The organism is Kutzneria sp. NPDC051319 (assembly GCF_040682195.1).
In the GTDB taxonomy this organism is placed as follows: domain Bacteria; phylum Actinomycetota; class Actinomycetes; order Mycobacteriales; family Pseudonocardiaceae; genus Kutzneria.
The window spans coordinates 339,490-352,261 of record NZ_JBFBAM010000001.1; the positions used below are offsets into that span (position 1 = coordinate 339,490).

The 12,772-nt window shown below is 67.5% G+C and carries 11 protein-coding genes, 1 tRNA gene and 1 pseudogene; 4 read left to right on the top strand and 9 right to left on the bottom strand.

What is annotated here, in order from left to right; genetic code table 11:
- Positions 1–92 precede the first annotated feature (92 nt).
- From AB0M73_RS01630 to AB0M73_RS01645, 4 genes are all read right to left on the bottom strand, one after another.
- A complete protein-coding gene (locus AB0M73_RS01630; RefSeq protein WP_363885553.1) occupies positions 93–902 on the bottom strand; it encodes an SAM-dependent methyltransferase in 810 nt (269 codons plus the stop codon).
- Positions 903–1,025: 123 nt separating this feature from the next.
- On the bottom strand, positions 1,026–1,163 hold the full coding sequence (locus tag AB0M73_RS01635; RefSeq protein WP_363885555.1) for a hypothetical protein: 138 nt from the start codon (positions 1,161–1,163) through the stop codon (positions 1,026–1,028).
- A 548-nt stretch (positions 1,164–1,711) separates the two neighbouring features.
- On the bottom strand, positions 1,712–5,068 hold the full coding sequence (locus tag AB0M73_RS01640) for a tetratricopeptide repeat protein (RefSeq protein WP_363885557.1): 3,357 nt from the start codon (positions 5,066–5,068) through the stop codon (positions 1,712–1,714).
- Positions 5,065–5,733 carry a hypothetical protein gene (locus AB0M73_RS01645; RefSeq protein ID WP_363885559.1) on the bottom strand — a complete coding sequence of 223 codons (669 nt, stop codon included), beginning with the start codon at positions 5,731–5,733 and terminating at the stop codon, positions 5,065–5,067. The genes AB0M73_RS01640 and AB0M73_RS01645 overlap by 4 nt, the downstream gene beginning before the upstream one ends.
- A 45-nt stretch (positions 5,734–5,778) precedes the next feature.
- On the opposite strand from AB0M73_RS01645, the pseudogene AB0M73_RS01650 reads away from it, so the two are divergent.
- Positions 5,779–5,994, top strand: a pseudogene (locus AB0M73_RS01650) (MFS transporter); the annotation flags it as partial.
- Positions 5,995–6,736: 742 nt separating this feature from the next.
- Positions 6,737–6,919, top strand: a complete 183-nt coding sequence (locus tag AB0M73_RS01655) for a hypothetical protein (RefSeq protein WP_363885561.1) — start codon at positions 6,737–6,739, stop codon at positions 6,917–6,919.
- A gap of 17 nt (positions 6,920–6,936) precedes the next feature.
- Here AB0M73_RS01655 and AB0M73_RS01660 read toward each other — a convergent pair whose 3' ends face one another.
- The 4 genes from AB0M73_RS01660 to AB0M73_RS01675 form a co-directional block, all read right to left on the bottom strand.
- On the bottom strand, positions 6,937–7,206 hold the full coding sequence (locus tag AB0M73_RS01660; protein WP_363885563.1) for a hypothetical protein: 270 nt from the start codon (positions 7,204–7,206) through the stop codon (positions 6,937–6,939).
- A gap of 752 nt (positions 7,207–7,958) precedes the next feature.
- Positions 7,959–8,441, bottom strand: coding sequence for a hypothetical protein (locus AB0M73_RS01665; RefSeq protein ID WP_363885565.1), 483 nt, complete (start codon positions 8,439–8,441; stop codon positions 7,959–7,961).
- Positions 8,431–8,763 (bottom strand): hypothetical protein, encoded by a 333-nt coding sequence (locus AB0M73_RS01670; RefSeq protein ID WP_363885567.1) that lies wholly within the window; start codon positions 8,761–8,763, stop codon positions 8,431–8,433. The genes AB0M73_RS01665 and AB0M73_RS01670 overlap by 11 nt, the downstream gene beginning before the upstream one ends.
- Before the next feature lie 170 nt (positions 8,764–8,933).
- On the bottom strand, positions 8,934–9,650 hold the full coding sequence (locus tag AB0M73_RS01675) for a hypothetical protein (RefSeq protein WP_363885569.1): 717 nt from the start codon (positions 9,648–9,650) through the stop codon (positions 8,934–8,936).
- 698 nt (positions 9,651–10,348) lie between these two features.
- Here AB0M73_RS01675 and AB0M73_RS01680 point away from each other — a divergent pair.
- Complete coding sequence (locus AB0M73_RS01680; RefSeq protein ID WP_363885571.1) at positions 10,349–11,425, top strand: hypothetical protein; 1,077 nt, start codon at positions 10,349–10,351, stop codon at positions 11,423–11,425.
- A gap of 437 nt (positions 11,426–11,862) precedes the next feature.
- Here AB0M73_RS01680 and AB0M73_RS01685 read toward each other — a convergent pair.
- Positions 11,863–11,934 (bottom strand) — tRNA-Arg (locus tag AB0M73_RS01685).
- A 69-nt stretch (positions 11,935–12,003) separates the two neighbouring features.
- Between AB0M73_RS01685 and AB0M73_RS01690 the strand changes: the two genes are divergently transcribed.
- Positions 12,004–12,735 (top strand): alpha/beta fold hydrolase, encoded by a 732-nt coding sequence (locus AB0M73_RS01690; protein ID WP_363885573.1) that lies wholly within the window; start codon positions 12,004–12,006, stop codon positions 12,733–12,735.
- Positions 12,736–12,772: the final 37 nt, after the last annotated feature.

Genomic DNA, 12,772 nt, shown 5'->3' on the forward strand with positions numbered 1-12,772 from the left:
ACCGGCATCGTCCCTGTTCAACACGCGCAAAAGGCCAGGCAGGCTGACCCCAGGGCCAGCAGTCCGCGAGCGTGGATCTCCCAAGGTGAACTTCAGGGCTTGATTGCGACGCCCGCATACAGCCCGTCCTCCTGCGGATCAACCGCCGGTGCCATCGAATAGTCCGGATGCCATTGCGAGGTCGTGACCAACCCCGGCTCGACCAGGTCGAAGTCGCCGAACAGTTCGAGCACCTGCGCCCGGGTTCGCGGGAACACGTTGTTCTGCGTGCTCTTCATCGTCTCGACGATCTCGTCACCGTGCAGGCTGGTGAAATCGTCGGTGAGATGGGTGAGCGCCAGGAAACTCCCGGACGCGACAGCGTTGCGGTAGCAGGCGAAAACACCAACCGGGTCGCAGGCGGGCGGCAGGTAGTGTCCGATCGTGATGGCCAGCACGCCGACCGGCTGCGAGAAGTCGATCAGGCTGCGGGTCTCGTCGGCGTTGAGCACGTCGTCAGGCCGGGTGACGTCGCGCTGGAGCACCGCGGCGTCCGCGTTCCCGGCAAGTAGGAGTTTGCTGTGGGCCACAGCGACCCCTTCGTAGTCCACGTAGACCACCCGCGAGCCCGGCGCGGCGTGCTGGGCGATCTCGTGCACGTTGCCGGCGGTCGGAATGCCGGAGCCGAGATCGAGGAACTGGCGAACACCGGCCTGTACCATGAACTGCACCACCCGGCGCAGAAACGCCCGGTTGTTGCGGGCGATGCCGGCAACGTTGGGCTGCACAGCAAGCAACTTGTCCGCCATCGCGCGGTCCGGTTCGAAGTTGTGGCTGCCGCCGAGCAGGTAGTCGTAGATCCGCGCCACGCTCGGCACATCCGGATTGACCTCGGCCGGTACCCACCCCATCGTGTCCGACACGCTCGCACCTCCATCGCAGTCCTCACTGTCTATCGCAATGGCCAACCCGGTCGCCATGACCGCCACCCGCCGGGGCGACAGCCACGCAGCGGGTTTCCCCGCCCCACAGGGCACTCCGACCGATCAGCGCGGGGTGAGCACCTGGAACTCATGGCACTTCGGGTCGGTCAGCATCACCCACGGCTGGTCGCACTGGCCCACGTCGGGCCGGCGGTGTCCCGGCGTCGACCAGTTTCGCCGCCGCGGCAGCCTGGTACGCACCTGGTGACGGCGAAGCGGACGCGGTCCTTCGCCGGTTCTGGTTGCCGCCCAGCAGGAACTCCAGCCTTTGGCCGCGAGGCGATCGCAAGGCAACGACCTCGTCCCGCTCGTCGCCACGGACGGCCATTCCCCAGCGCCCCAATCGGCACCGCCGTCGGCGACGTCCAGACCGTTCCGCCGACCATCCAGCCCTGAGCTTGGCGTAGCCTGATCGCCACGTTGTCCACAGGTTATCCCCACATGGGGATAACTCGAACGTGTGTGCGAGTGCTGGGGTACGGTGCTTCTCGTGGACAACGTCGAAGCAACCAACCAGATGGCATCCTGCACTGCCGGCGAGACGCCGATGGGGCGCAAGTCGGCATCATTCCCCGTTGTGCATAGCCGGTCATGACCATGAAGATCCCGCTCGATGATCATGAACCGTTGGCATGTTCGGTTGACGCCCGCCGAGCTGCCGTCCCGGACGAAGCCTAGCTGCTCGTCGCCGCTCTTTCGGATGACTGGGAGGGTTGCCTTCACAGAAGGAACCTTCCGTGAAGCGATGACTAGGATCCGGCCGGGGTGTTGTCGCCGCTGGCCCGGGCAACTTGTCGACGAATGCTCGCCGCCTCGTCGCTGCGACCGAGGCTGTCCAGCACGTCGGCAAGTGTGCGATACGCCCATCTAAGCCGCACTCCGAATACTGTGGGTAGGCGTTCGGTAAGCATCTGGAGCAGACCGATCGCCTCGACGACCCTTTCGTGCGCGTGCCGTAGATTGCCGTTCGCCCCAATACAGATCCGTGCGCACATCCATAGAGACTCGGCGAGATCGGGCAGGTAGGCGGCGGGATCGGCTTTGGCAAGCGGTCGGTACAGCTGTACTGCCTCCTCAATGAGCGCTAGCGCCTTCTCTCCCTGCATCTCGACCTGGGAATACCGAACGCCGAGGTTGTGCAACGACATGGCCAATTCCGGGAGATAGGCGGTCGGGTTGGTCGGCGCCAACTGTCGGAACAAACGCACCGCTTCCTCGGCCACAGCCAGGGCTTCCGACCGCCGTCCCATCTGGGAATACCGGACGCCGAGATTGTTCAACGATGAGGCCAAATTGGGCAGGTAGGCTGGGTTGCTCTGCGCCAACTGTCGGAACAAACGCACGGCTTCCTCGGTCGGAGCCAAGGCCGCGTCCCGTCGGCTCGTCTCGGACAGCACGACGCCGAGGTTGTCCAGAGAAAGGGCTAGGTCGGGCAGGTAGGCTGCGGAGTTAACCGCGACGAGCCGCTTGCGGATCGCCGTAGCCTCCTCGGTCGAGGCTAGGGCCTCTTTCCGCCGTCCCATCTGGCGATACCGGACGCCAAGGTTGGCCAACGATGAGGCCAGATTGGGCAGGTGGGCGGCTGGGTTGGCCTGTGCCAGCTGCCGATACAGCTGTACGGCTTCCTCGGTCGGGGCCAGGGCCTCCTCCCGCCGCCCCACCTCAGACAGCCGGACACCGAGGCTGGCAATCGATGCGGCCAAGTGGGGCAGGTGGGCGGCTGGGTTGACCTGCGCCAGCTGCCGGTACAGCTGTACGGCTTCCTCGGTCGGGGTCAGGGCCTCCTGCCGCCGCCCCACCTCAGACAGCCGGGCGCCGAGACGGGTCAACGACCCGGCCAAGTGGGGCAGGTGGGCGGCCGGGTTGACCTGCGCCAGCTGCCGATACAGTTGCACGGCTTCCTCGGTCGGGCCCAGGGACTCCTTCCACCGCCCCACCTCGGACAGCCGGGCACCGAGGTTGGTCAACGACAAGGCGAGATCAGGCAGACTGACCGTCCGGTTGACCTCGGCGTGTCGATACAGTTGCACGGCTTCCTCAGCCGACGCCACGGCTTCCTGCCGCCGCCCCACCTCGGAGAGGTGGATGCCGAGGTTGTTGAGCGACAGCGCGAGTTCGGACAGGTAGGTTACCGAGCCGATCTGGACGAGGACGCGGTACAGATGCACGGCTTCCTCGCTCGAAGCCACCGCCTCGTCCCACCGTCCCATCTCCGCCAGTCGGGCCCCCAGGTTGGCCGCCAATGAGGCATGGGCGGGCAGGTCCGCCATGCGGTTCGCCTCCGTCAGACGTCGGCGGATCGACCTGGCTTCCTCTGTCGAGGTCAGGGCCTCCTCACGCCGCCCCACCTCAGACAGTCGGATACCGAGATCGGCCAACGACCTGGCCAAGTCGGGCAGGTAGTCCGTTGGGTTGGCCTCGGCGAGCTGCCGGTACAGCTTCACGGCTTCCTCGGCGGGGGCCAGGGCCTGCTCCCGCTGTCCGGCATTGCCCAGTCTCCAGGCGAGGGAGGCGTAGATCTGGCTGCGTTCGGCCATGTCGGTGGCGGCGGCGAGTCGGCGGGGAGCCAGGACGGTGGTGATCGCCGCGGCGGCGGAATCCAGGTCGATGTGCCGGGTGCGCGGCAGCAGATCGTCGATCGTCTCCAGGACGGCGGGATCGACGTTGGGTAGGCCAGCCAGTCGGGCGAGGGTGGTGCCGCCGGCGGCGAGGGCCAGGTTAGGGTCCTGGCGCAGCAGCGGGTCCAGCACCCCAGCCGCGAGGTGGGGCCAGCGGTAGGCGGCCTCGACCAGGACGGTGACCGCCGCCGGCGTCCATATCAGGGGGTCGGCATCCGTGTGGAGCAGGTCACGCGGCGCCGTAAGGGTCCAATTGTCGATCAGGGCCGCAGTGTCGGCGCCAGTGTAGGGATGGCCGGGGGTGGTCAGGCTGATGAAGTCTTCGCCGAGCCGGTCGGGGTGCAGGGCTTCCAGCACGGTGGTCGGGTCGGTCGGCGGGCAGCAGACGCGGTGGTCGTCGATGATTTGGTCGGCCGCACGGATGGTGTCGGCGAGCGCGACGCGGGTGAGCGCGTCGCGGGCCGCGGGCCGGGGCAGCGGCCCGGCCAGGGTGGCGACGTAGCTGGCGCGGCGCATCGCTGTCGGCGAGGTCGGGACGGGGCCTTCGACACGGGAGTTCATCTGCTGCCAGTGGGCGTATTCGCGGCGCAGCAAGTACGCCGAGACCGCGTGTGGCTCGGTCGGGGCGGTGGCGGCGTGCCGGTGGGCGTCGACCGCAGCGAGGGCGGCCATGTGTACGGACAGGACCTGGGTGTATCCGGGCAGGTGCAGCCGCGGCGGCGTCGGCCAGTTCGTGTGTTCGACCTCCAGGGCAGCGGCGAACTGACCCGCTGCGGTGGTGAACAGCTCCTGCCGGTTGAGTGTTTCGGTCAGCGCGGGTAGCGCCAAGTCGTCGGTGTCGAGGGCGCGGTCGAGCCGGTCTGCCAACATTGGCCACCAGAATCCCGCCCAGCGGGCCAGGAGCAGCACCCGCACTGACAGCTGCGCCTGCACTGCAATGTTGACCAGGTCAGTCAGTAGGGTCAGCAGGTGCGAGGCGGGCCACCGGTCGGCGTAGTCGACCACAATCAGCGCTCGTCGGCTGACCGGTAGTGCCACTTGACTGGACGTGGATGTGGTTACGCCTGGGGTCGGCACATGCTCCGCCCGCCATACCGCCCACCCGTCGGCCGCGCAGTGTGTCGCGAATTCCTCGGCCAAACGGGTCTTGCCGTGCCCGCCGCCGGCGTGGATCAGCCGAGCTGCTACTCCCGGGCCCTGTCCCCAGCTGGTCAGGCGCTGCAGTTCGTCGTCGCGGCCGACGAACGGCACGATCCGGTGGCGGGGCAGCAGCAGCCGGCTGGGCTGGGCTTGCGCTTTTCGCGTCGGCAACGGCTCGACGTCAACCGACAGCGCTGTGACCTGGTACGGCGGCGGAGTCCGGGTGTTGATTGTGACCTCGCCGGTGACATCGGTGATCTGGATGACGTCGCCGAAGACCAGGCTGCCGCTTACCGTCTGATCGCCTCCCGTGCGACCGTCACCAGGGCGTCGACGCGAGCGCCTCACCGGTCGGTCTCGACGTCGCCGCCGACGTCGTCGATCTGCCGTACCGGACCAGCCACCTGCGAGCCGATCACGGACTGCCCACCCACTGGCGGGGCGGCCGGCGGGGTCGATGTACCGCTGGGCGGAGCCGGACCCACGATTGGTAGCACCGGCGGGGCGGCGCCGAGCTTCACCCCGCCCTTTACCCGCCGAACCTGCGTCACGTCTCCGCTGATCGTCGAGTCGGTCACCGACTGCGCAGTCGAAGTGTCGTCCGAAGCGCGTCGGGCCAGCACGATCCCGTACACCGACAACGCCACACCGACCAGGCCAATGAACGCTCCGAGCACGCTGGACCACAGCCCGGCCGCGATCGGGTTGGTCACCGTCACGAACACTCCCAGCGCGACCAGGGCGACACCGCCCACGATCGACGCTGCCCACAGCAGGACCCTTCGCCAGCCTGTCATCCGGCCATCATCGACCGTCGCATTCGCGTCCGCATCGGCACAACGGGTCGCGTCTGCGACACCACTGTCCGGTGCGCCGGTCAGTCCGCTGGACCGCCCCGCGCGAGTCGGCTGCTCATGTCGAGCTTGACCTTGCCGTCCGGGGCGACGTGGGTCCAGAAGAGTGGGTGAGGCCGCGTCGGTCAGCGCGGTGGCCCAGTCGTCGTCGGGGAGCACGTCTTGACCATGCGGGTGTCGACGTAGACGAGGGCGGGCAGCCTCGGTGACCGCATCGGCCGCAAGAAGCTGCTGCTCACCGGTGCCGTCGCGTTCGGCGGCGTCTTGGCGCTCTGCGCCTACGCGAGCAGCCCGGAGATGATGATCGCGGCCCGTGCGCTGCTCGGCGTCGCAGGCGCGACCCTGATCCCGTCCACTCTCGCGCTGATCCGCAACATCTTCCACGACGCCAAGCAGCGCAGCCTCGCCATCGGCATCTAGACCTCCGCGGCATCAGCGGGCGAAGCGGTCGGCCCGGTGCTCGGCGGCGTGCTTCTACAACACTTCTGGTGGGCTCGGTTTCCTGATCAACGTGCCCGTGACGGCGGTGCTCGTCGTCGTCGGCATCAAGTTGCTGCCCGAGTCGCGCGACCCCAACCCGGGTCCCTAGGACCTGGCCAGCGTCGGCCTTTCCCTCGTTGGCATCGTCGGGGTCGTGTACGCGGTGAAGGAGGCCGCAGTCAACGGCTTGCGGTGGGACATCGTGGCAGCAGCCATGCTCGGGGTCGCGGCCCTGTTCTGGTTCGGGCGGCGGCAGTTGACCCCGGGCGTCACCGCTGCTGGACATGCGGCTGTTCCACCACCGGGGCTTCTCCGGCACGGTCCTGGACAACCTGCTGACCCTCGTCGGCCTGACCGGGCTCGTTTACTTCTTCTCCCAGTTCCTCCAACTGGTGCAGCAGCGCTCACCGCTGGAGGCCAGACTCTTCACCGTGCCCACCGCCGTCGGCCGTGGGCACAGACCTAGCGGCCAGTGTCGTGGCCCGCCGGACCTCGGTGCGCGACGCGGTATCCGGCGGCCTGGTCACGGTCGGCGTCCCGCTCGCCGTGTGCCTGGCAATCAACGAGGGCACCGGGTTGGTTGTCCTCGGCCTCAGCCTGTTCATCGCCGGCCTCGGCGCGGGCCTGACCTTCGCAGCGACCGCCGACGTCATCCTGTCCAGCGTTCCCGGAGACCAGGGACATGCTGACCGTTGTCATGGTCGACCAGGGGCCGGTGGAAGCCCACCGATCTGGACTCGCCCGGGTCGGGCGGGGCCGAGGGCTGCTGCTGATCGAGAAGCTGGCCGCCGAGTTCGAGCTGGTTCCGCGCGCCTCGGGCACGCTGGTGCGGATGCGTTGGCCGTGCCCGCGCCCAGTCGGCTGATCTGCGCGCATCTGGTTCTACTCGTCGACGGCCTTCTGGCTCGAAGGCTTCTTTCCGGCCGACGAGCCGGCTGCCAGCCACGGCCTGCCGCGCTTCGTTGGTCGTGATGGGCCGCGCATGAGTCGGAGCACGGTCAACGCGATCTTGGCCCGGTCAGGGTTGCGGGTCAACAGCGCCACAAGACCGGCAAGCAGGGTGAGCACGGCCCCCGGGCCAACTCGCAGCAGAACGATGAGCAGCCCAATCGGGAGCGGCGCGGTGACGAGAACGTCGACGGGGACGGTCATGGCGCTGTTCTCCTCGGATGACGAAGAAACAGCGCCTGCGTCCCAAGGAAGTCGTGTCAGACGCAGGCGGCGGAGTCGCGCTCCTCAACGGCACCGCCCGGGCTGCCCCGTTTCCAAGTGGAGACAGACACATCAGGCCCCTGGAGTGTGACACAGATGACGAACCCGCGGGACCACAAAGCTGGACGGCAACACTGGTCAACAGTGAACCTGAAACCGTCTCTGCAACCCGGCGACGTGCAAGATCTGCTCCCGCCCTGTGCACAAGATCGGCTTCCGGGCGAGCCAGCGTGATGGCGTGATGCTCGTCGACTGCGACGGCTGCACGGTCGCCGGAGTCCCTGGCCACGTCTGGCAGTTCACCGTCCCCGAGACCGCACCCGTCCGAATCGAGCTAGACGACGAACCGTACCTTCGAGGTAAGCACGCGCTCTCATAGCAGGATCAGCCAACCTACCTGCGAGCGAGCCCTCGCAGAAGCCACACGACATCGGGTAGGCGCACGCGCTCCCTTCGGCCGTGCGTCGTGGCGGTAACGGCGGGTCGCGGTGCGGCGCCCCTTCCAACGTCTCCACCGCTCGGGTGAGATGCGCCTTACTCCAGCCTGCTGAGCCGACGACATGGCCGCCGCATACGGGGCCGACGACCTCGCCGATCGACTCGCCCGGACAGCACAAGCACTGCGAGCACTCGCGTCACGATGACGTCGGTCAGCGCCGCGGTCACTTTCCGATGCGGCGCACTGCTCGCGCTCAACCGGTGGTGCCGGCCGTGGCGTTGCGCGGCAGCCCGAACTCGACCAAGCGCCAGCGGTCGAGTTGTTGCCCGTGCAACACCGACGCGGCCCCGGACCGCCGGCGGACCATGTCGACGAACTCCAGATCCAGCGGAACACCCAGGAACGCCAAGCCACCGGCGGTGCCCGCGACGATCACGTCGCCGTTGGCCACCCACGCAGCCGTCCGGACCTGGTCGTCGACGCCATACAGGAAACCTTCCACGTAGGTGGCGCGACGTTCTCGCGCTTGGGTGGCCGCCCCGGAGATCCCGCCCACCAGCGCCGGTGCCAGGTTCGGCAGGTACCAGCGACCTCGCTGGATGACCAGGTCCTCTACCGACCCGTAGACCCACATGCCGGCCGTGGCCTGTGCCCGGGTCGGCGCGGCGCGGCGGTCGAGCTCGGCCAGTAGCAGTTCCTCGGCGGAGGTCAGGACGTGATCGTGGTCAGGGGACATCGACGTTCCTTCGGTACCAGTCGAGCACGATCTCGGTGGACTCCGGTGGCAGCAGCTCGACCTCGCCGAGACCCTCGCCGGGTCGGTGGGCGGTGACCAGGTCCGCCGTCATCGCCACCAGCAGCTCGAAGTAGTCAGGCCGGCCGCCGAACACGCCGGCCGCGCCGGTCGGGTCGACGATGATGGACACGCCCGCCAGCAACAACTTCTCGTACAGGTCGCCGGTCGGCCACCGCTCCAACTCGGCGTCATCGGCGTCGACCAGCACCACAACGTCGAAGCCGACGAAGAACCGCTCCCACACCACGTGCACACTGCCCATCGTCGCTGCTCAGCGGCACGCCGCCAGTCGACACGATCGGGCGTTCACCCGTCGTCGTGAACCTCTCTGCCCTCCGTGATCGGCGGGATGAGGCCAAGTAGGAGATCGGGGAGGCTCGACATGGCGGCAGCGACCACGGCGACGGCCACACTGTCCGCGATGGTGCCCGGTCACCGAGAAACCCGGCAGCCCTTGTTCCGCAGTTGCCGCTCCCAGTCGCGTACGTGCTCCAGCCCCGCGTGGAGTTGATCAGTGCTCGCCTTAGCCAACCTCGCTCCCATCGCTCGGTACAGCCGAGCGAACACCTGCCTGTAGGGGCCACCACCCAGCTTGACGATCAGGCCGGCGGCATGGCGCACCTGCTCTTGAAGCTCCTCGTGGTGGTCCAGTGCTTCGAATCCGCTGTCGTAGTCGGAGTCGTAGTCGTCGCAGCCGGTGTCGCACCAGTCGCCGAAGTTCTCCACCGGCTGGTGCCCGCAGAAGCAGATCGGCTCGTAGCACGAGTCGCAGATGTACGGCGCCGAGTCCGAGTCTGAGGTGTGGGCGAGGTCCTGGGAGATGCAGCGGCGCCCTGCGCATCGTGCACGGAGCCGTTCTGCCTGCTCGTACTTGCCGATGGTCTCGGTGCACCGCTCACACCGTGCGAAGGATTCCTCGACGGGCGCGCGCCCGCACTCGACACAGACGCTGCCCGGACAGCGGGCGCAGGCGACCATCGAGCCGCCGTCGTACCCGCCGCGGTCGGCTTGGGAGAACTCGGAGGCGCAGCGGCCGACGCACGGCCGATCGGTCTCCGGCGGCACGAGGTGGTGAGCGGGCACCTGCTTGCTCAGCGCAGTCTGCGCCTGCTGGTGGGTCTCGCCGGTCTGGGCCATGCGCTCGCGCACGGCAGCTTTCGAGACACGTCGGATCGACACGATCGCCTTCGCTCCCGGCAGGCGCCCACGCACCACCCGCCGATACGAGACGGCGGACATCCTCGATCACGATCTATAGGTCCGGGTGCGCGAGAGCCAACTGGTTCGGATTGCCCGGTGCGCGTATCCGAGACCTTCGCCCCTCACCGATGAGCCGCGTGGGTGGCTCCGATGTGGACCGGCGAGCGCATTCGCCGAGTACCCACAAGCGTAGCGGACCCGGCTCGATGCAGTGCGTTTGCCGAGGCGGCAGGCACTGACTCGGAACGCGGCGGACGGCCAGAACCGACGGAAAGACACGATCGAGTGAAACCCACTCTGGGCGGTATCTCGTCGACGGTCGCGTGGCCCTGTGGGCAGATGAAGACCGCGACACGCTGCGGGCGGGGTGCGGGCACGGCGCTGGCACCCCGCGGCGGAAGCGAAGTTGATCCCCGCAACCCTAGTTGATCAACCGGTGGAAGAACCGGATCGCGATCGGCAGCGCGCCCAGACTGACCAGTCCAGCCTCGAACCCCGAGTGGCCGGCGAGCGCCGTGAACATGCCTGCCGCGGCAGCAATTTCTGGGCCTGAACATGATCGCGAAGCTGTAGGAAACGGGTTCGGCAACGTGCGTTGGCTTGGCGCGCAGGGGATTTCTGCAGCCGGCAGGGTAGGTTGACTGTCCATGAGGGTCTCATCGCGGTGGGAAACGCGCGCTGCTGACAGCGACGCCGCCACGGTCGCAGCCGTGTGGGCGGACCCCGAAGCGCCACCGGAGATCCTTGCCGTCTGCCCAGAGCGGGTAGTGCAGTACCTGGCCACACAACCCACGCCCCTGCGTCGCGCGGTGCTGGCCAACCCGAACGTCGTGGACGCGATCAAGGCGCAGATCGCGAAACGCGCCCGAGGATACGTGCGCCGATCACTCGCTCGCGACATCCTCGAGCACGGCACCCTCGAACACTGGCTGCTACTCGCGGACGTGTTTACCTCGGCTTCCCTACGCGAGGCGGTGTCGGCCCTGCGGGGCGATCGGCCCTGGCTCGTCGACAGGAACGCTGCGCTCCCGAGTGCCGCAGCCGTGATGCGCGGATTCAGCACCAGCCACAATCACCGGCATCGTGCCCTGGCAGCCGAGGCTTTCGATGTGAACACCGCGCCGGAGCACTCCTGGGCAGAGGGCGCGCTGTCAGCCGTGCTGCTTGTCGCTGACCCTCACCGGGCCGTGCGCAAGGGGCTGGCGCGCAATTACGAGATGCGCAATCTCAGCACAGACATCGCCGGGCTCACCGTCCGCAAAGCGCTGCTGGCCGACCCCGATCCGGGAGTGCGCACGGCCGCTCTGCGCAACGGCGTCCACATCACCAACGACCACGTCATTGCCCATCTGGGCGCGATCGAGGGCGACCTGGTGCCGCTGGCTCAACTCCAGCCGCTCACCGCCGATCCCCTCGACGACGCCTCGCCGCGGGTACGCGCGACTGCGGTCCGCGGCTTGTGCAAGGCGGACATCTTGGGATGGACGCGCGTCGCGCAGGACACGAGCCCGATCGTGCGCGCGGCTGCCGCCACGTCAGGGTGGTGGACACCGGAGTTCGTGTGGAAACAACTCGTCCGCGATCCCGATCTGAAGGTGCGCACAGCGGTTGCCCGTTCGCGCTGGACACCCTCGACGATCCTGCGCCAGATGACCGGCGACACGGACCCGGACGTCGCACATCTCGCCCAACAGCGAATCGTCGCGGAACCCGCTGGTGACTGACCCCGGAATCGACGGGCAGACAGGGATGTCCCGAGCCCGCCGAGGGGCACCGCCGAACGCTGGACGCCCTGCATCCGGTTGCTCGACCGAGCTTCGGCGAATGGCGAACCATGGTTAGTCGAAGCGACTGAGCGAAGCGGTACGGTCACTAACCGCTCCCAGGTTACTGAATAGTGACATAGGGCACTACTCTGATATTTGGGAGCCCAACGGTTGAGTTTTCGTCAGCTCCAGCGCATCTTCGTGGCGTACGGCGATGTCAACCACACCGGCTCATCTGGCCAAACGTGCAAACCTGCTGGTCAGCTCCGGTGTGGCGGTACCGAGACGCCCGATGTCGAGCTGGCCAGCAGGAACAGGCGGGCGGCTGGTGCTCACACCTTGAAGGTGTCTTCGAGTACCAGCCGCTCGCCTGTTGATGTTGCCCATGTTTTGTGTGCCCCCGGCAGGATTCGAACCTGCGCCACCGCCTCCGGAGGGCGGTGCTCTATCCCCTGAGCTACGGGGGCCCGTTGCTCAACGAGGAGAAGCTTACAACACGGCGCCGAGGGGTTTTGCAACGGCCTACGGTCACACGCGTGGACGACGTGATGACGGGGGATGGCCTGAGGCTGAGGGTGTACGAGGACGGTGCCGCCACCAACCCGACGGTGCTGCTGGTGCACGGGTTCCCGGACACGGCGGCGGTGTGGGAGCCGCTGGTCAGGGAGCTGAAAGACAGCTTCAGGGTGGTGTGGTACGACGTTCGCGGGATGGGCGGGTCGGAGGCGCTGGCGACCCGGGAGGGCTACCGGATCGAGTGCCTCAAGGACGACGTGATCCGGGTGGCGGAGGCGGCAGGCGGCAAGGTGCACCTGGTGGGCCACGACTGGGGAGCGGTGCAGGGGTGGCGGGCGGTCCAAGAGCACGCCTTCGAGTCGTTCACGGCGATCTCGGGACCGGATCTGGGGCACGCGAGCGACTGGTACGCAAGGAACTTCCCCAGCAAGGACACCGTGAACCAGCTCATCAGGTCCTGGTACATGGCGGCGTTCAAGATCCCCAAGCTGCCGGATCTGATCTTCCCGACCGCGGGACTGGAGCTGTACAGGGCGAACATCGGCCAGAAGTACGAGCCGAAGCGGATCGCCACCAGGACGCTGCAGATCATCCCGACCAAGGATGCATTCGTGACGCCGGCGCTGATGAAAGCAGCGGAGAGATGGTGTGACGACCTGACGGTGAAGACGGTGCCGGCGGGGCACTGGGTGATCAAGACGCACCCGGAGGTCGTAGCCACCTGGATCAAGGAGTTCGCCAGGGAAAGTTAGGCATACCTCATTGAGCTTATGCGCATGTGGCTATATG

What these genes read in the sequence shown, in the direction of transcription:
- AB0M73_RS01680 (WP_363885571.1), top strand. Translation starts at nt 10,349, where the DNA reads ATGAGGGTCTCATCGCGGTGGGAAACGCGCGCTGCTGACAGCGACGCC.
- AB0M73_RS01655 (WP_363885561.1), top strand. Translation starts at nt 6,737, where the DNA reads ATGCTGACCGTTGTCATGGTCGACCAGGGGCCGGTGGAAGCCCACCGA.
- AB0M73_RS01665 (WP_363885565.1), bottom strand. Translation starts at nt 8,441, where the DNA reads ATGTCCCCTGACCACGATCACGTCCTGACCTCCGCCGAGGAACTGCTA.
- AB0M73_RS01670 (WP_363885567.1), bottom strand. Translation starts at nt 8,763, where the DNA reads ATGGGCAGTGTGCACGTGGTGTGGGAGCGGTTCTTCGTCGGCTTCGAC.
- AB0M73_RS01660 (WP_363885563.1), bottom strand. Translation starts at nt 7,206, where the DNA reads ATGACCGTCCCCGTCGACGTTCTCGTCACCGCGCCGCTCCCGATTGGG.